Below are 17,965 nucleotides of genomic sequence, written 5' to 3' on the forward strand. Positions count from 1 at the left end.
TCACGTGATCCGAATTGAGCGGACCAGCTGTTCGGCCGGCGCCAGATCCCGTTCGTGGTCAAAGTAGACGGCGAGCTGGACGTGGCTGGGGACCCCGATTGCGAAGCCGAACAATGCAGGTGCGCGTCCATCATGTGATTGTTCGTCTACACGGTAGGAATGGAACAAGATTCCTTCGGCGGACCAGTCGTTGCGGTCATACGCAGCCGGAGAGGCGTTTTGGATAATTTTATCGAGCCGTTGCCGCGGCTCTTCGATGTTCTCCCATACCGCGATCCACGCGGTGAGGCCGGGGCGCCACAGCACGAGGTGCTCGTCTTCGGTTCGGCGGCTCATGGGCTCGGGCACAGCGATACTGCAATGTGCGGTCAGTTGGCCTCGCCCCTCGACCCACGGAAAGTCCGGATTCAAGCCATGCGGGTTTGAAGCAGCCGGATCGATTGGGGCGCCCTCCGGGTCCTCCACGAAGCGGTCGCCGTCTCGTATCCATGCGGTGCCGTGGCGCGCATCGAGATGGGGAAGTATCGCGCGGTCGTAATTGGCGATGGTGTTGAGCGAGTACATGCCTAGATTGGCGGCGTCGTCGACATAACTCTGGCTCTCGTCGCCGGCGAAGAAGGTCCAGCCGGAGTAGTCGCGGAACATGAAACCAACTGGCCGTCCATCGACCGTGATCCGATCGCTGGCGATGCAAGCCTCGTTTCGCGCAAGGTCGGGGACTATCTGTTCGGCGGCAAGCCGGAACTTCTTCTCTGTCACAGGGTCACCCGATCTGTTCGGCTGTAGACGTTCATGCTGTCTTCGCGCAGGAATGCCACGAGCGTCATCCCCGACTGCGCCGCGAGGTCCACTGCCAGAGAAGACGGTGCCGACACCGCGGCCAGGATCGGAATGCCCGCCATGGTGGCTTTCTGGGCGAGTTCGAAAGAGGCGCGACCACTGACCAGCAGCGCGGTCCCGGTGAGGGGCACCCTGTCGCTTTCGAGTGCCCACCCGATGACCTTGTCCACCGCGTTGTGTCGGCCGATGTCCTCGCGCACCGCCAACATGGTCCCGTCCACGGTGAACAGCGCGGCGGCATGTAGCCCACCGGTGGTCGCGAAAACCTTTTGCGCCGAACGAAGTTTGTCGGGCAGGCCGGCCAGTGTGCTTGATGTGATGGTGGACGGGTCATCGCCGGGGGAGAAGCGGCTGATGGTGCGCACCGCGTCCAGCGAGGCTTTACCGCAGACACCGCACGAGGAGGTGGTGTAGAAGTTTCTGGTCACCGTGGGGTCGGGGGCGGCAACTCCCGGGGCCAGGGTTACGTCCAGAACGTTGTAGGTGTTCAGGCCGTCGGGCCCGTCGCCTTGGCAGTAGCGCACGGTCCGCAGGTCGTCGCGGCTGGAGATGACTCCCTCGGTGAGCAGGAAGCCCTGGGTGAGTTCGACATCCGATCCCGGGGTACGCATGGTGACCGCCACCGCGCGCCCGTTCACCCGAATTTCCAGCGGTTCTTCGACGACGAGCGTCTCGCTGCGGTCATTGCGTCCGTCACCTTCGATGCGACGGATCCTGCGCCGGTCGGTGACCCTACCCACGACTCACCAATCGGATCACGACCGCCTTCGACACCGGAGTATTGGACCTATCCGCGACGTGATCAAGGGGCACAAGCGGATTGGTTTCTGGATAGTACGCGGCGGCGTTGCCGCGCGGAGTGGAGTACGGCACCACGAGAAAATCCTCGGCGCGACGTTCCTCGATCACACCGTCGGCACCCGGATACTCGGACACCAGGTCGACCCGCGCACCCTCGGACAACCCAAATGCTGCAAGGTCTTCCGGGTTGACAAAGATCACGCGCCGACCGCCCTTGACGCCGCGGTAACGGTCGTCCAGGCCATAGATGGTGGTGTTGTATTGGTCGTGGCTGCGCAGGGTCTGCAGCACCAACCGGCCTTCGGGGACCGCCACCCACTCCAGCGGTGCGGTCGAGAAATTGGCCTTGCCGGTGTGGGTTGGGAATTGGCGATCGTCGCGCGGCGGATGCGGCAGCGCGAACCCATCCGGTTGGCGCACCTTGGTGTTGTAGTCGGCGCATCCGGGCACCACCCGTGAGATCGCATCGCGGATGGTGTCGTAGTCGTCGGCGAACCGCTCCCACGGCACGGGATGCGTCGGTCCCAGGATGGCGTTCGCCAGTTGGCAGACGATGGCGACCTCGCTGCGCAGCTGAGTGCTCGGGGGGTGTAGACCGCCGCGTGACAGGTGCACCATGGACATTGAATCCTCCACGGAAACAACCTGTTTACCCGACTTCTGGATATCTTTGTCGGTGCGCCCAAGGGTCGGCAGAATGAGCGCGGTACGCCCGTTTACCACGTGACTGCGGTTGAGTTTGGTGGAGATCTGCACGGTAAGGGCGCAGTTGCGCAGCGCGGCCTCGGTGACGGCGGTGTCGGGTGTGGCGGAAGCAAAGTTGCCGCCCATCCCGATGAAAACAGAAACCTTGCCGTCCCGCATGGCACGGATGGCGTCGACGGTATCGAAACCGTGCTTGCGAGGGCTGGCGATACCGAACTCGGAATCCAATGCGGCCAAGAATGTTTCGGGCATCTTCTCCCAAATGCCCATGGTGCGGTCGCCCTGGACGTTCGAGTGGCCGCGAACGGGGCACACTCCGGCACCCGGCTTGCCGATCATGCCGCGCATCAGCAGCAGGTTTGTCGCCTCGCCTATGGTGGCGACCGCGTGCCGATGCTGGGTGAGGCCCATTGCCCAACAGAAGATGGTGCGCTTCGAGTCGGCCAAGAGCCCGGCAACAGTCTTGAGCTGGGACATCTCGATGCCTGTTGCCTGCATGACTGTTTCCCAGTCAACCGCGCGCGTGCGCGCGGCCCATTCCTGGTAACCCGCGCAGTGCTCGTCAATGAATTGGCGGTCGACGACGCTCCCCGGGTTGGCATCTTCGGCCTCCAGTAGCAGCCTGCCCAGTCCGGTGAACAGCGCCATATCCCCGCCGAGGCGGATCTGCACGAACTCGTCGGCGATCGCCACGCCATGTCCGACGACGCCATGGACCTTCTGTGGATCCTTGAACCGGAGCAATCCCGCCTCGGGGAGTGGGTTGACGGCAATGATCTTGGCGCCGTTGGCTTTCGCCTTCTCCAGCACCGACAGCATGCGAGGATGGTTGGTGCCGGGATTCTGGCCGGCGATGAGGATGACGTCGGCGTGTTCGATATCGGGCACTGACACCGAGCCCTTGCCGATTCCGATCGAGTCCGTCAGTGCGGTGCCCGACGATTCGTGACACATGTTGGAGCAGTCGGGCAGATTGTTGGTGCCCAGGCTGCGCACCAACAGTTGGTAGCAGAACGCGGCCTCGTTACTGGTGCGCCCCGACGTGTAGAACACCAGTCGGTCCGGGTCCGCGGCCGCCCGCACCTCGTCGGCGATCAGCGCATATGCGTCGTCCCAATCGATGGGGCGGTAGTGCGAATCGCCGGCGCGCAGCACCATCGGGTGGGTCAGGCGACCTTGCTGGCTGAGCCAGTACTCGGGGAGTTCCGCTAGCTCGTCGACCGAGTGTTGGGCGAAAAACGCGGGAGTGACGGTGCGTGTTGTGGCCTCTTCGGCAACGGCTTTGGCGCCGTTCTCGCAGAACTCGGCGAGTTTGCGGTGGCCAGGAGTTTCGGGCCATGCGCAGCCGGGGCAATCAAAGCCGTGACGTTGATTCAGCTTGGTCAGTGCCGCGGCGGTGCGCAGCGGGCCCATTTGTTCGAGACCGCGTTGCAGGGAAACCGCGACCGCGGTCATCCCCGCTGCGACGTCCTTCGCCCCGGTGACGGAGATATCGGGTTCGGCATGCGCGCCCGGTTCGGCCTCCATGTCTGGCTGAACCGTCGGTATCCGGTGCCCGGTCATGGTTCTCATTCTGGACCCGTCGTTCACTCTGGGCGCCACAACCCTGAGATGGCATTTCCCGTCCAGACGGTGTTCGGGAGTAACCAAGCAGATGCTTGGCTGATCCTTGTGATTTGCCTCACGTCTACTGGTGGGTAGCGCGGCAACGACACTGGCCAGGCAGCGGGAATGGCTCGACAGGTGTCAAGTTCTGCACCTGCGGGTATGCCCTCGGCAAGGTCAGCGGTGTGAAAGTGCAATAATCGGTACCGAGAGTGACAGAAAACTCTGCTGAATGGTGGCGTACGTACCGTCACCGCCAGAGTTCGTCGTGAAAGGTAGGTCACCGGTGGGCGACGGAGCCGTATCGGAGAAGCTGGAAAAAGTCGTCATCCGGTTTGCTGGAGACTCTGGCGACGGTATGCAGCTCACCGGAGACCGATTCACCTCCGAAGCCGCGATCTTCGGCAACGACCTCGCAACCCAGCCGAACTATCCCGCCGAGATCCGGGCCCCTCAGGGCACCCTTCCCGGCGTTTCTTCGTTCCAGATTCAGATTGCCGACTACGACATCCTCACCGCGGGCGACCGGCCCGACGTGCTGGTGGCGATGAACCCGGCGGCCCTCAAGGCCAACATCGGGGACCTGCCGCGCGGCGGCATGGTGATCGCCAACTCCGATGAGTTCACCAAGCGCAACCTTGCCAAGGTCGGCTACCAGTCCGATCCGCTGGAGCACGACGACATGTCGGATTACGTGGTCTATCAGGTTCCGATGACCACCCTGGCGCTTGGCGCCGTCGAGCCCGCCGGAGTCTCCAAGAAGGACGGCGCGCGCACCAAGAACATGTTCGCGCTGGGGCTGCTGTCGTGGATGTACCACCGTCCGCTGGAGGGCACCGAGCAGTTCCTGCGGGAGAAGTTCGCGAAGAAGCCCGATGTGGCCGAGGCCAACATCTTGGCCTTCCGGGCGGGCTGGAACTACGGCGAGACCACCGAGGCCTTCGGAACCACCTACGAGGTCGCCAAGGCGTCTCTTCCTGCCGGCGAGTACCGCCAGGTCTCGGGTAACACGGCGTTGGCCTACGGCGTGGTCGCCGCGGGCCAGCTTGCAAAGACCCAGGTGGTGCTCGGCACCTACCCGATCACCCCGGCATCCGACATCCTGCATGAGCTGAGCAAGCTCAAGAACTTCGGTGTGCTGACCTTCCAGGCCGAGGACGAAATCGCCGGAATCGGTGCGGCTCTGGGCGCTTCGTTCGGCGGCGCGCTCGGTGTCACCAGCACCTCCGGACCCGGTGTGGCGCTCAAGAGCGAGGCGGTAGGTCTTGCGGTGATGACGGAACTGCCGCTGCTGGTGATCGACGTGCAGCGCGGCGGACCGTCGACCGGTCTGCCCACCAAGACCGAGCAGGCGGACCTGCTGCAGGCTCTGTACGGCCGCAACGGCGAGTCACCCATCGCGGTGCTGGCCCCGCGTTCACCCTCGGACTGCTTCGATATCGCCGTCGAGGCGGTGCGTATCGCGCTCACCTACCGGACTCCGGTGATGATCCTGTCCGACGGCGCGATCGCCAACGGCTCTGAGCCGTGGGCCATCCCGGACATCGCGAGCTATCCGGCGATCGAGCACACGTTCGCTTCGCCCGACCAGGACTTCGCGCCCTACAACCGCGATCCGGAGACTCTGGCCCGTCAGTTCGCTGTTCCGGGCACGCCGGGTCTGGAGCACCGTATCGGTGGTCTGGAGAAGGCCAACGGCTCCGGCAACATCTCGTACGACCCGGCCAACCACGACCTCATGGTGCGGTTGCGTCAGCTCAAGATCGACGGCATTACCGTGCCGGACTTGGAGGTTGACGATCCGACCGGTGACGCGCAGCTGCTCATGATCGGCTGGGGCAGCTCGTACGGCCCCATTGGCGAGGCGTGCCGCCGTGCTCGTCGCAAGGGCCTCAAGGTGGCCCACGCGCATCTGCGTCATCTCAATCCGTTCCCGAAGAACCTGGGGGAGGTGCTGCGCAAGTACCCGAAGGTTGTGGCGCCGGAGATGAACCTCGGGCAGCTCTCGCTGCTGCTGCGCGGCAAGTACCTGGTGGATGTGCAATCGGTGACAAAGGTGCAGGGTATGGCCTTCCTCGCCGACGAGGTCGAAGAAATCATCGATGCGGCCCTGGACGGGTCGCTCGCCGAAAAGGAAAGTCAGAAGGCTGTTCTCGCGCGTGAATCCGCGGTGGCCGTAGGGGATCGAGCATGACCGACGTTTTGAACGGAACCGGCAGCCTTAACGGACTTGACCTTGGCCTCAGCGCCAATGCTCTGGTGCCGACCACTGACGTGGAGCAGAAGTCCAAGGACTTCACCTCCGATCAGGAGGTGCGCTGGTGCCCCGGTTGTGGTGACTACGTCATCCTCAACACCATCCGTGGCTTCCTGCCGGAGCTGGGCCTCAAGCGCGAGAACATCGTGTTCATCAGCGGTATCGGCTGCTCCAGCCGTTTCCCGTATTACTTGGACACCTACGGCATGCACTCGATCCATGGACGGGCTCCCGCCATTGCGACCGGCCTGGCGTTGGCTCGCGAGGACCTGTCCGTGTGGGTGGTGACCGGCGACGGCGACGCGCTGTCCATCGGTGGTAACCACTTGATCCACACGCTGCGCCGCAACGTAAACCTGACAATCCTGTTGTTCAACAACCGGATTTACGGCCTCACCAAGGGGCAGTACTCACCGACGTCGGAGACCGGAAAGGTCACCAAGTCGACGCCGATGGGCTCGCTGGATTACCCGTTCAACCCGGTGTCGTTGGCGCTGGGCGCCGAGGCCACGTTCGTCGGACGGGCGCTCGATTCGGACAAGAAGGGTCTGTCCGAGGTGCTGCGTGCCGCGGCCGCACACCGCGGGGCCGCGCTCGTCGAGATCCTGCAGGACTGCCCGATCTTCAACGACGGGTCTTTCGACCTTCTGCGCAAGGAAGGCGCCGAGCAGCGCGTCATCAACGTGCACCACGGCGAGCCGATCACCTTCGGCGCCGAAGGTGAACTGTGCGTCGTCCGTTCGGGTTTCGGCCTCGAAGTGGCCAAGACCGCGGACGTGAAGGCCGAGGACATCGTGGTGCACGACGCGTATTCGGATGACCCGGCCTACGCCTTCGCATTGTCGCGGCTGTCCGAGCAGGATCTTGAGCACACCGTGATGGGTGTTTTCCGCAGCGTGCAGCGTCCCACCTACGACGATCTGGCGCGTGAGCAGCTCAAGGTCGCCGCGGCCGCCAAGCCGAGCGACACCGCCGCATTGCAGGCACTGTTGACCGGTCGCGACACCTGGACTGTCGGCTAGACGGGATCACCCGTGCTGCCGGGGAAACGGCGTCGGCAGCAGGCACATTGGCGTCCTCACCGCCCGATATCCGGCGTGCCTGGGCTTCTCTTCGCGCGCGATATGCGGTTGCTCTCGTAGGATGCAATGACGTTGATGTTCCTGACCGGCCGACGTCGGGCGTGGGAACACAACCTTCATGCCCGAGATATGAGGTGAGAAGGCCGTGAGACAGTCGCTCATTGCGGCAGTGGCAGCAGTGGCGGCCATCGGTGCCTCCCTGGGCGCCGCAGCCACCGCGGCGGCCGCCCCCGGAGGTGGCAACGCCAACGATGTCATCAACGAGCTCAAAGCCAACGGCTATCGGGTGATCATCACCAAGAGCGGCGCCGGTGACATGAGCAAGTGCACGGTCACCTCGGTGGAAAAGCAGTCTCCGGTGACGGATGTGGGCGCCGGACGCGATGCCCAGAACTATCCGACTACCGTGCCGGTGACGCAGCGCAAGATCGCCGTGGTGGCCCTGCGCTGCTGAGCAGACCGCTCTGCGGGACGCTGCCATGCGTCGGCTCATCTGTGGTGAATTGGCTTGTATGTCAACACCTTTCGCACGGTTACTGAAAATTGCCGGACATAGACGCGTTGTCTTATGTAAAAATTGTGCCGCAATTGGTAAATGGCAAATAGTGTTACTCCTGATAAAGGAGTGAATGCAGTGAATTTGTCAATTCGCCACGCCGTATGTTGTTGAAGTTCCTAATGTGGCTTGAGTGATTTGCCGCAATCGTGGCCCCGCTCACAAAATCGACGTGATCTGACTCACTAATGCCAGGTAGGGGCGACCCTAAGGAAACCTGAGAATTTCCTAAGCGACCTGGGCTTAGTCGCTGAAAAAGGGTTCTGTAATTGTTTCGTGATTGGTTTGGAATGCGCGTGTCGTGAGATGACTTTCGCTGAATGGTTCCGTACGGTCCGAACGTCAACAAATCGGAGCAAAACTCCGAACCGTGAACCCTGTGTGTAAATGGGGCCAGGGACGCCGCCAGGCGGTATCTGGCCGCCGGCCACTACCAGCCGGTGAGGCAGCAGCCGCCTCCCTTGTCGCGCCTGACCGAGACGGCGCGATCCGACGAAGAAGTCCGCCTCACCTGGAGGCGTGCCAGAGCCCGCTGCGGTTTCCGCGAGCGGGTGTTGGTCGGTGCGTGCCCGGCGAGAGGAAACACATGAAGTACATCCGCAAAACGCTCACCACCCGCGCCGTCCTATGGGCCATGGCCCCTGCGCTTGTCGCGGCTCCGATGGCACTGGCTGGAACAGCGAGTGCGGATCCGGTCAACTGGGATGCCATCGCCGCGTGCGAGTCCGGTGGCAACTGGGGGATCAACACCGGAAACGGCTACTACGGTGGCCTGCAGTTCAACATGGGCACCTGGCGTGCCAACGGCGGCTCCGGCTCCCCGCACCTTGCCTCGCGCGAGGAGCAGATCCGGGTTGCCGAAAACGTGCTGTCCCGTCAGGGAATCGGTGCCTGGCCCGTCTGCGGAAGGCGCGGCTAAGCCCGAAGAACGCAGAACCACCCCAACGCGCCCCTAAGAGCGGATACCCGCTTCTTGGGGGCGTGTTGGCATTTGTGCGTACCTTTCAGTCATGAACCATCTCGCGGCGGTCGTGCTCACCGGCGGGGCATCGCGCCGCATGGGGCGCGACAAGGCGGCCATCCGCCTGGGTGGAGAGACGCTGGTGCAGCGCGTCGTGCAGTCGGTGAGCTCACGATGCGCTCCGGTGATCGTGGTGCGGGCCCACAATCAGGTGATCACGGACGTGCAGGCGACCGTGATCGAGGATCGTGAGCCCGGCCAGGGGCCGTTGGTGGCGTTGGGGCAGGGGCTGCGGGCGGCCGCCGAAGGGGGAGCCGCCAGGGCATTTGTCTGCGCCGTCGATATGCCCCTGATTGCCCCGGCGCTCATCGATGAGCTCGCGGTTGGCAGCGATCGCATCGCTCTGGCCAACGCGGGCGGCCGGGATCACTACCTGGCCGCCGTCTATGACGTAGGCCTATGCGACACCATTGATGAGTTGGCCTCCGCCGGGGAACGCCGACTGGGCGCGCTCATTGAGCGCGTTGGTGCCCAACGAATTTCGATATCAGACCCTCAATGGATCGTGAACGTGAACACAGCGGCAGACCTGGCTGCGTTGCCACCCTTACCCTGACAGTCGTGTCGCATTCACATACGCACTCCCACGCTCATCATGGCCTCGGGTCGAATGGAACCGCGCCCTTCGGTTCCACTGCCGCTCGCATCGTGGTGGGCTTGCTCTCCGTGATGGGGATCGCGGTCCTGATCGGGTTGGTGACCCTGTGGCCCGAGCATCGCACCGTGGACATTCCGCTGCCGTATCAAAATGCTCACGGCGGCGCGGTGACCACCGAATCGGGCACGGTGCTGTCGACGCGCCTGGGCGAATGCGGCAGCCCGTCCACCGGACAGGTGCTCACCGCCGATCCCACGGCGGGACAGACGCCCGAATCGGCATGCGCACTGGACCTCATCGCGATCACCTCCGGCCCGAACTCGGGTGCCAAGACCCAGCTGGAGTTCACCACGGGCGGTGGGCAGCCGAACCTCGCTGCGGGAGAACATATCCGGATCACCAGGCAGGTCGATGCGCAGGGTGCCACCAGCTACAGCTTCTACGATTACGAGCGCACCTGGCCGTTGATCGCCGTCGCCGCGGCCTTTGCGATCGTCATCTGCCTGGTGGCGCGCTGGCGTGGGTTGCGCGCCTTGGTGGGTATCGTGGTGGCCTTCCTGGTGCTGGCCGTTTTCCTGCTTCCCGCGCTGCGCGATGGCGGTCCGGCGCTACCGCTGGCGCTGGTCGCGTCGGCGACGATCCTCTTTGTGGTCATCTATCTAGCCCACGGCGTGAGCATGCGCACCAGTGCGGCCCTGCTGGGCACCCTCACGGCGATGTTGTTCGCGGCCGGTCTGTCGTGGGCTGTCATTGAATTGACCCACTTGACCGGCCTTTCTGATGAGCAGAACAATGAAGTCGCCGCGTACATGGGCGGAGTGTCGATATCCGGGCTGTTGCTTGCCGGATTCATCATCGGATCACTCGGTGTTCTCAACGATGTGACGGTCACCCAGGCGTCCACCGTCTACGAACTGGCGGAACTGGGCGATGGCTCTAGCCGCAAAGACGTGTTCCTGGGCGCCATGCGGGTGGGGCGCGATCACATCGCGAGCACCGTGTACACACTCGTGCTGGCGTACGCGGGCAACTCGCTACCGCTCCTGCTGCTGTTCAGCGTCGCCAACCGATCCCTGGGGGATGTGCTGACAAGCGAGGGTGTGGCGATTGAGATCGCCCGATCCGCAGTGGGCGGCATCGCGCTGGTGCTGTCGGTTCCCCTGACAACTGCCATTGCGGCGGCGTTGGCGTCGCCAGGCAAGGCGGTCTCACAGAGGGCGGGCAAGGCGGCCTAACCGAAGGCGGGCAAGGCGGCCTAACCGAAGGCGCAGAACTCGTTTCCGTCCGGATCGGTGAGCACGGTCCAGCGGATGTTGGTGTCGGGGCCGCGCAGCGCGCGGGCGCCCTCGTGTACCAATTGAGCGGCATCGGCACGCACGTCCCAGTGCCAGCGGTTCTTCACCACGCGCTCGTCGGCAACCCGCACGAACTTCCAGATCAGGTCGCCCCACCCGGCGCCGTCGCGCAACCAGCGCAGTGTCCCGTCCGGGCCGGGGGTAATCGTGCCGCCGATCAGCCCGTGCCACCACCGGGCGAGCTCGACTGGTCTGTCGCTATCGGTGCATACCGCGAAGAGTCTTGCAGGCGTATTACTTTCGAGATCCGGATCAAGGAATGCGCAGAATTCGTTGCCTTCGACGTCGGCCAGGACCACCCGGTCCTGGCCGTACTCGGTAAGTACCTTTGCGCCCAGCGCGACGAGATCCTCCGCAGCGCGCACGTAGACATCGAAATGCACACGGTTCTTGACGGTCTTGGCCTCCGGAACGCGATTGACCCAGATGTCGACAGCCTTGCCGCGCCGGATGAGCGCCTCTCCGGCCTCGTCGACATCGACCTCGCCGCCGATGGCCGCGGCCCAGAACTTGGCGACGGGTCCGGGCATCGTGGCGTCGAAACAGAAATCCTTGAGACTGGCACTGACTGTGGGCTCGAGCTCGGGATGAGGCACAGGGGAATCCTATGTGCGAATTGCAAGATCACCGGCGGTGTATCCGGCGATGTTCCCCAACTGTCGCCAGAACACAGCGGCCGGGATCCGTGCCGAGGCCCGCGTCAGCAGTCCGCTCAGTACGGCGGGCCGGGCGAAGGTCGCGTGACCGATTTGACGGCTCCGGTTGACGACAGCGCGTGTGCGGGATCTCCTTCGGCGCGCGTACTCGCGGAAAGCGCTTGGTAGAGAGGAACGTTCGGATGCCACGATGCTCAGTACCGCGGCATCTTCGAGTGACTGGCATCCGCCCTGGCCCAGGTGTGGGCGCATGGGATGGGCCGCGTCGCCCACCAGCACGACCCGTCCGCCGGCGATCCGCCGCAGACGCGCGCGGTCGTAGACATCACCGCGCAGTACCGAGGACTCCTTGCTCCGACTCAACACATCGGGGATGGGCTCGGCCCACGCGCCGAATTTCTGTGCCAAGTATTCGATTTCGCCGTCGGGGGCGCGTCGTGCTTCCTGGGACCGCTCAGCGGCGAACCAGTAGGTGCGGCCGTGGGATAGCGGGAGGTGCCCGAATTCGATTCCCGGTCCCACGGTGATACCGGCCAGCTCGTCGGGAATCGTGATATCGGCGATACCCCGCCAGGCCGTGTAGCCGGAGTACCGGAATGCGAGCGGTCCGTTGAGATATTGCGCGGCGAGCGATCCGATTCCGTCGGCGCCGATGACCGCGGCTGCGGTGAGTGAGTGGCCGTCGGCCAGTTCGACCGAGGTTCCGTGTAGCCCGTCGCGAACATGGCTCACCCGGGCGCCGTAGCGTACGGTTCCCGGCGCCAGCCGGTCGGCCAGAATCGCCAGGAGTTGATTGCGATCGGTGACTACGACAGGCTCACCCACAGCCGCGGTGAACTGCCCATTCGCGGGTTCTCGCAGAATTCGCCCGTCATGCCAGCGCACCTTGCCGGCTTCTACGCGTGCGCCCGCATCACGCACCTCGGCTCCGATGCCGAGGGCGTCGCACGCAGCTAATGCATTGGGCCACAAGGTAATCGCATATCCGGCGGAGGTTCCGTCCCGGTCGTCAAGAACTACGACGTCACGCCCGGACTCTTGTAACGCGACTGCGGTGGCCAGCCCGGCAATGCCGGCGCCAACCACGACGATGTGGTCGCTCATAGCTTGACGTTATGGGTGGACCCCACAGTGGTAAAGGGTCCGGGGTTGTGATGTTCGGCATTCGTTCACTCGGGGCTGATCTGCTTGGCTAAGGTTCACCAAACCCCAGATATCTAGGAGGAGACGCATGGCCACACTCGATGAGCTACTCAACGAAATCCCCACCGAACAGATCGCAGCGAAGCTCGGGGTCGACAACGAGACGGCCGACAAGGCGATCAAGTCCGTGGTCCCGCTGCTGGTGGGCGGACTGCAGGCCAACGCCGACGACCCAGACAAAGCGGCCGATCTGCAGGCCAATGTCAACAACGCACCGAGCACCCTCCTCGATGGCGGCGTCAATGTCGAGGACGTCGATCAGCACGCGGGTAACGCGGTGGTCGCCTCGCTGTTCGGCGACAACAACGCGGACGATGTTGCCGCGAAGCTGGCGGGTGCGGGAGCCGGTAACAGTGACTTGATCAAGCAGCTGTTGCCGATCCTGACCCCGATCGTCCTGGCCTTCGTCGCCAAGAAGCTCACCGGCGGCGGCGCCGCGGCCGCGCCCGCAGAGGCGCCAGCGGCCAGCGGCGGCATCGGAGACATTCTGGGCAACATCCTCGGCAGCGCTGTCGGCGGCGGGGCCGCCGCGGGCGGCAACAACCCGCTGGGCAGCATTCTGGGCAGTGTGCTGGGCAGCAAGGGCGGCAGTGACGCTCTGGGCAGCATTCTCGGCGGGTTGCTCGGAGGCAAGAAGTAGCCACTCGGCATCCGACGAAACCACCCGGCGCCCCACGGCCCGGGTGGTTTCGTCGTGCTGGGGCTCGGCGCGTGAAAATGCCCGTGAAAATTGTGGTGGACCGGCAACCCTAGAATCTGATGGGTGACCCAAAGCCCTGACACGAACGCCGCCAGCTCCCTGCCCACGTCATGGGATCCGGGAGCGGTAGAGGCGGAGCTCTACCAGGGCTGGGTCGATGCCGGATACTTCACCGCCGATCCGTCCAGCGACAAGCCTGGCTACTCGATCGTGCTGCCGCCCCCCAACGTCACCGGCAGCCTGCATATGGGCCATGCGCTCGATCACACGCTCATGGACGCGTTGACGCGGCGCAAACGCATGCAGGGCTACGAAGTGCTGTGGCTGCCCGGCATGGACCACGCCGGTATCGCCACCCAGAGCGTGGTGGAGAAGCGGCTCGCCGTTGACGGCAAGACCAAAGAGGACTTTGGTCGTGAACTGTTCATCGAGAAGGTGTGGGACTGGAAGCGCGAGTCCGGGGGGACCATCGGCGCGCAGATGCGACGGCTGGGCGACGGTGTGGACTGGAGCCGAGACCGGTTCACGATGGACGAGGGTCTTTCGCGCGCGGTGCGCACCATTTTCAAGAAACTGTTCGATGCGGGGCTGATCTACCGCGCCGAACGGCTCGTCAACTGGTCACCAGAACTGCAAACGGCGTTATCCGATATCGAGGTCAACCACAAGGAGATCGAGGGGGAGCTGGTCTCCTTCCGGTACGGCTCGCTCGACGACAACGAACCGCATCTGGTGGTCGCGACCACACGTATCGAGACGATGTTGGGTGATACCGCCATCGCCGTGCATCCCGATGACGAGCGCTACCGGCACCTCGTTGGCACCGAGCTGGCGCACCCGTTCCAGGATCGGTCGGTACCCGTCATCGCGGACACGCATGTCGACCCCGAATTCGGCACCGGCGCAGTCAAGGTCACCCCCGCGCACGACCCCAATGACTTCGAGATCGGGCTGCGGCACAGCCTGCCGATGCCGACGATCATGGACACCCATGGCCGGATCTGCGACAGCGGAACGCAATTCGACGGTATGGACCGCTTCGAGGCGCGCGTCAAGGTGCGTGAGGCATTGGCCGAGCAGGGCCGGATCGTCGCGGAGAAGCGCCCCTACCTGCATAGCGTCGGGCATTCCGAGCGCTCGGGTGAGCCCATCGAGCCCCGTCTTTCCATGCAATGGTGGGTGAAGGTCGAGCCACTTGCCAAGGCCGCCGGTAACGCGGTTCGTAGCGGCGACACCGTGATTCACCCGGCCAGCCTGGAGCCGCGTTGGTTCGCCTGGGTGGATGACATGCACGACTGGTGCATCTCCCGCCAGCTGTGGTGGGGTCACCGCATCCCGATCTGGCACGGGCCCAACGGCGAGATCGTGTGTCTAGGTCCCGACGAAACCGCCCCAGAGGGCTACGAGCAGGACCCGGATGTGCTCGACACCTGGTTCTCCTCGGCGCTGTGGCCGTTCTCCACCATGGGTTGGCCGGACGCTACACCAGAACTGGAGAAGTTCTATCCGACAAGCGTTTTGGTCACTGGCTACGACATCATCTTCTTCTGGGTGGCGCGGATGATGATGTTCGGCACATTCGTTGCCGGGGATCCCGAGCTGCATGGCGGCAAGGTGCCGTTCCGAAACGTCTTCCTGCACGGCCTGATCCGCGACCGGTTCGGTCAGAAGATGAGCAAGTCGAAGGGCAACGGCATCGACCCATTGGATTGGGTGGAAGGGTTCGGTGCCGACGCGCTGCGCTTCACTCTGGCGCGCGGTGCCAGTCCCGGTGGTGACCTGTCGGTCGGCGAGGACGCCGCACGCGCCTCACGTAACTTCACCACGAAATTGTTCAACGCCACCCGATTCGCGCTGATGAACGGTGCGGCATTGGGCGAGCTACCCGCCGCCGACGAGCTCACCGATGCCGACCGGTGGATCTTGGGCCGCCTGGAACAGGTGCGGGCCGACGTGGATGCCGCGCTGGATCGCTACGAATTCAGCGTCGCCTGCGAGGCGCTGTATCACTTCGCGTGGGACGAATTCTGTGATTGGTACCTGGAATTGGCGAAGGTTCAGATGGTCGACCGCGCCGACGGCACCCGCGTTGTGCTGGCGACGGTGCTGGACACCCTGCTGCGGTTGCTGCATCCGGTGATCCCATTTGTCACCGAGGTGCTGTGGAAGGCGGTTACCGGTCAGGAGTCGGTGGTCATCGCCGCCTGGCCAACCGAATCCGATGCTGTCCCGCACGGCTCCTACAGCGCGGCCGCACAGAGCGTCGCCGATATGCAGAGGCTGGTCACCGAGGTTCGGCGGTTCCGCAGCGATCAGGGATTGGGCGACCGGCAGAAGGTCGCGGCCCGATTGGCCGGTGTCGCCGAGGCGGGGCTGGACAGCCAGCTCGCCGCCGTGACGGCGCTTGCCTGGCTGACCCCCGCCGAGGAGGGTTTCACCCCGACAGCGTCGGTGGAGGTGCGCCTTTCCGGCGGCACCGTCACTGTGGAGGTCGACACCTCCGGCACCGTGGACGTCGAAGCCGAGCGCCGGCGGCTGGAGAAAGACCTTGCCGCCGCACGCAAGGAACTCGACGGCACCACAAGCAAGCTGGGCAACGACGCGTTCTTGGCCAAGGCCCCGGACGCGGTCGTCGAGAAGATTCGTGCCCGCCAGCAGGTGGCCACCGAGGAGGTCGAGCGGATCACCGCTCGTTTGGCGGGTCTGGCGTGAGCGAGTCACTGAGTCTGGAGCCGACACCCGACGAGATCGCGGCCCTGCTGCAGATCGAGTATCTGCTCGATCAGCGCTGGCCCGAAACCAAGATCGAGCCGTCGACCGACCGCATCGTCGCGCTCATGGAGCTGCTGGGCTCACCCCAGCGTGCGTATCCATGTATCCACGTGGCCGGCACCAACGGCAAAACCTCGGTGACTCGGATGATCGACGCGCTGCTGATGGCGCTGCACCGGCGCACCGGTCGGACCACCAGCCCGCATCTGCAGTCCGCGGTAGAACGCATTGCCGTTGACGGGAAACCGATCTCACCGGCGAAGTATGTGGAGATCTACGCCGAGATCGAGCCGTTCGTGGAGCTGGTCGACAAGCAATCGCAGGAACAGGGCGGGCCCGCGATGAGCAAGTTCGAGGTGCTGGTCGCCATGGCCTTTGTCGCTTTCGCGGATGCGCCCGTCGATGTTGCGGTCGTGGAGGTCGGGCTTGGCGGTCGTTGGGATGCCACCAACATCGTCGACGCACCGGTTGCCGTCATCACTCCCATCGGCATTGACCATGTCGAGTTCCTGGGTCCAGACCTTGCCTCGATTGCCAACGAGAAGGCCGGAATCATCAAGCGGCACAAGCTCGATGCGATGACCGGCGAGGCCGGCGCCGATACCGTCGCCGTGATTGCCCAGCAGGCCCCTGAAGCGATGGAAGTGCTGCTGCGCCAAACCGTGGAAGCCGACGCGGCCGTGGCTCGCGAAGGCTCGGAGTTCTCGGTGCTGTCGCGGCAGGTCGCCATCGGTGGCCAGCTCGTGGAACTGCAGGGTCTGGGCGGGGTGTACTCGGAGATCTTCCTGCCTCTGCACGGTGAGCATCAGGCGCATAACGCGGCCCTCGCGCTTGCCGCGGTCGAGGCGTTCTTCGGGGCGGGCTCCGAGCGTCAGCTTGACATCGATGCGATACGAGCGGGATTCGCGTCGGTGATCGTTCCCGGACGCCTGGAGCGGGTGCGCAGCGCGCCCGCGGTCTTCCTGGACGCCGCCCACAATCCGCATGGCGCGGCCGCGCTGGCCGACACCCTGCAATCAGAGTTCGACTTCCGGCGTCTGGTCGGTGTTGTCAGTGTGATGGCAGACAAGGACGTCGCGGGAATTCTCGCCGCCTTGGAGCCGGCGTTCGACGAGATCGTGGTGACGCACAACGGTTCTCCCCGCGCGCTGGAGACAGATGCACTGGCGGGCATGGCCATCGAACTTTTCGGCGAAGACCGCGTCGTCGTGGCGCCCACCCTGCTCGATGCCATCGAGACCGCCACCGCGATGGTGGAAGAGGCCGCCGAAGACGGGGGAGCGGAAGGCTTTTCCGGCACCGGCATCGTCATCACCGGCTCGGTTGTCACCGCGGGAGCCGCCCGGACACTGTTCGGCAAGGATCCGCAGTGAGCAATCCCGAGGATGGAATCGACCCCGGAGCGGACCAGAACGTCCCCGGCGGTGCGGCTCCGCCAGATCCATGGCGGAGCTTCCGTGGGGTGATGGCGGGCACGCTCATTCTCGAGACGATCGTGGTGCTGCTGGCGATCCCGGTGGTGAAGATGGTGGGCGGCGGGCTCTCGCCGTTGTCGCTGACGTACCTCATCGGGGTTGTCGTGGTCATGATCCTGCTGTCCGGCATGCAGGGCCGGCCGTGGGCGCTGCAGGCCAATCTGGCGCTTCAGCTGGTCCTGGTCGCGGGATTCTTCGTGAACGCCGCGATCGGTTTCGTCGGGCTGCTGTTTCTCGGCGTCTGGTTGCTGATCTGGTACATGCGCAATCAGGTCCGTGACCGTCAGAGCCGCGGGGAGCTGCCGGGTCAGCGAGGCAGCGCTACCGACCAGTAGGCTG

15 protein-coding genes are annotated in these 17,965 nt (G+C 64.4%); 10 read left to right on the top strand and 5 right to left on the bottom strand.

Annotated features, from left to right (window positions below; translation table 11 throughout):
* From B4393_RS03040 to B4393_RS03050, 3 genes are read right to left on the bottom strand one after another with little or no spacing between them, the layout of a single operon-like run.
* On the bottom strand, window positions 1-759 hold the full coding sequence (locus B4393_RS03040; RefSeq protein WP_078332843.1) for a DUF2185 domain-containing protein: 759 nt from the start codon (window positions 757-759) through the stop codon (window positions 1-3).
* On the bottom strand, window positions 756-1,580 hold the full coding sequence (fdhD, locus tag B4393_RS03045) for a formate dehydrogenase accessory sulfurtransferase FdhD (protein ID WP_078332844.1): 825 nt from the start codon (window positions 1,578-1,580) through the stop codon (window positions 756-758). The genes B4393_RS03040 and fdhD overlap by 4 nt, the downstream gene beginning before the upstream one ends.
* On the bottom strand, window positions 1,573-3,873 hold the full coding sequence (locus tag B4393_RS03050) for an FdhF/YdeP family oxidoreductase (RefSeq protein WP_413816125.1): 2,301 nt from the start codon (window positions 3,871-3,873) through the stop codon (window positions 1,573-1,575). Before B4393_RS03050 ends, fdhD begins: the two co-directional genes overlap by 8 nt.
* Before the next feature lie 310 nt (window positions 3,874-4,183).
* Here B4393_RS03050 and B4393_RS03055 point away from each other — a divergent pair, with 310 nt between their 5' ends.
* The 6 genes from B4393_RS03055 to B4393_RS03080 all read left to right on the top strand — a co-directional run bounded on the left by B4393_RS03055 (window position 4,184) and on the right by B4393_RS03080 (window position 10,700).
* Complete coding sequence (locus B4393_RS03055) at window positions 4,184-6,145, top strand: 2-oxoacid:acceptor oxidoreductase subunit alpha (protein ID WP_070935561.1); 1,962 nt, start codon at window positions 4,184-4,186, stop codon at window positions 6,143-6,145.
* Window positions 6,142-7,230, top strand: coding sequence for a 2-oxoacid:ferredoxin oxidoreductase subunit beta (locus B4393_RS03060; protein WP_078332846.1), 1,089 nt, complete (start codon window positions 6,142-6,144; stop codon window positions 7,228-7,230). Before B4393_RS03055 ends, B4393_RS03060 begins: the two co-directional genes overlap by 4 nt.
* Before the next feature lie 205 nt (window positions 7,231-7,435).
* Window positions 7,436-7,744, top strand: a complete 309-nt coding sequence (locus tag B4393_RS03065) for a hypothetical protein (RefSeq protein ID WP_070935557.1) — start codon at window positions 7,436-7,438, stop codon at window positions 7,742-7,744.
* A 688-nt stretch (window positions 7,745-8,432) separates the two neighbouring features.
* Entirely contained in the window at window positions 8,433-8,765 is a 333-nt protein-coding gene (locus tag B4393_RS03070) for a transglycosylase family protein (protein ID WP_078278459.1), read from the top strand.
* A 91-nt stretch (window positions 8,766-8,856) separates the two neighbouring features.
* Window positions 8,857-9,423 carry a molybdenum cofactor guanylyltransferase gene (gene mobA, locus B4393_RS03075; RefSeq protein WP_078332847.1) on the top strand — a complete coding sequence of 189 codons (567 nt, stop codon included), beginning with the start codon at window positions 8,857-8,859 and terminating at the stop codon, window positions 9,421-9,423.
* A 5-nt stretch (window positions 9,424-9,428) separates the two neighbouring features.
* On the top strand, window positions 9,429-10,700 hold the full coding sequence (locus B4393_RS03080; RefSeq protein ID WP_170209635.1) for a YibE/F family protein: 1,272 nt from the start codon (window positions 9,429-9,431) through the stop codon (window positions 10,698-10,700).
* 20 nt (window positions 10,701-10,720) lie between these two features.
* On the opposite strand, the gene B4393_RS03085 is transcribed toward B4393_RS03080, so the two are convergent.
* The gene (locus B4393_RS03085) at window positions 10,721-11,350 is read right to left on the bottom strand and encodes a VOC family protein (RefSeq protein WP_157901265.1); all 630 of its coding nucleotides are present in this window, start codon (window positions 11,348-11,350) and stop codon (window positions 10,721-10,723) included.
* Between the two features lie 75 nt (window positions 11,351-11,425).
* Complete coding sequence (locus B4393_RS03090; protein WP_078332850.1) at window positions 11,426-12,580, bottom strand: FAD-dependent oxidoreductase; 1,155 nt, start codon at window positions 12,578-12,580, stop codon at window positions 11,426-11,428.
* A gap of 127 nt (window positions 12,581-12,707) precedes the next feature.
* Here B4393_RS03090 and B4393_RS03095 point away from each other — a divergent pair, with 127 nt between their 5' ends.
* The 4 genes from B4393_RS03095 to B4393_RS03110 all read left to right on the top strand — a co-directional run bounded on the left by B4393_RS03095 (window position 12,708) and on the right by B4393_RS03110 (window position 17,961).
* A complete protein-coding gene (locus tag B4393_RS03095) occupies window positions 12,708-13,319 on the top strand; it encodes a DUF937 domain-containing protein (RefSeq protein ID WP_070935547.1) in 612 nt (203 codons plus the stop codon).
* A gap of 123 nt (window positions 13,320-13,442) precedes the next feature.
* On the top strand, window positions 13,443-16,091 hold the full coding sequence (locus B4393_RS03100) for a valine--tRNA ligase (protein ID WP_078332851.1): 2,649 nt from the start codon (window positions 13,443-13,445) through the stop codon (window positions 16,089-16,091).
* Window positions 16,088-17,524: a bifunctional tetrahydrofolate synthase/dihydrofolate synthase gene (gene folC / locus B4393_RS03105; RefSeq protein WP_078332852.1), complete on the top strand. Its 1,437-nt coding sequence runs from the start codon at window positions 16,088-16,090 to the stop codon at window positions 17,522-17,524. The genes B4393_RS03100 and folC overlap by 4 nt, the downstream gene beginning before the upstream one ends.
* On the top strand, window positions 17,521-17,961 hold the full coding sequence (locus tag B4393_RS03110; protein WP_078332853.1) for a DUF4233 domain-containing protein: 441 nt from the start codon (window positions 17,521-17,523) through the stop codon (window positions 17,959-17,961). The genes folC and B4393_RS03110 overlap by 4 nt, the downstream gene beginning before the upstream one ends.
* The last annotated feature ends 4 nt before the right edge of the window (window positions 17,962-17,965 follow it).

Source organism: Mycobacteroides franklinii (assembly GCF_002013895.1).
GTDB lineage: Bacteria > Actinomycetota > Actinomycetes > Mycobacteriales > Mycobacteriaceae > Mycobacterium > Mycobacterium franklinii.